Here is a 298-nt window from a genome sequence, read left to right as displayed (position 1 = left end):
TGCACTTGTCAAAGAACGTCCCTGCGACTTCCAGGTAACTTGTGGAGCTGATCGGGTTCGAACCGACGACATCCAGCTTGCAAAGCTGGCGCTCTCCCAGCTGAGCTACAGCCCCGACTCTCGCGTCAGCACCAGGCACTCTTGTGTCTTCCCTCCAGTGAGGGAGAAGAGTGGTGGGCCTAGGTGGACTTGAACCACCGACCTCGCGCTTATCAGGCGCGCGCTCTAGCCAGCTGAGCTATAGGCCCAGGGGGGCTAAAGCATCGGCGAACCCTACAGCGTCCTTCATTCTCAAAGA

Annotated in this window: 2 tRNA genes; both read right to left on the bottom strand. The window is 58.7% G+C overall.

The window, feature by feature from the left end:
* Positions 1 to 42: 42 nt before the first annotated feature.
* Positions 43 to 115: transfer RNA gene (locus tag AABA78_RS39100), tRNA-Ala, on the bottom strand.
* A 56-nt stretch (positions 116 to 171) separates the two neighbouring features.
* Positions 172 to 248, bottom strand: a tRNA-Ile gene (locus AABA78_RS39095).
* Positions 249 to 298: the final 50 nt, after the last annotated feature.

The sequence above is a fragment of the Corallococcus caeni genome, assembly GCF_036245865.1.
Taxonomy (GTDB): domain Bacteria; phylum Myxococcota; class Myxococcia; order Myxococcales; family Myxococcaceae; genus Corallococcus; species Corallococcus caeni.
Note: the sequence above shows the minus strand (reverse complement) of the source record. Positions and strands in the feature narration are given on the sequence as shown.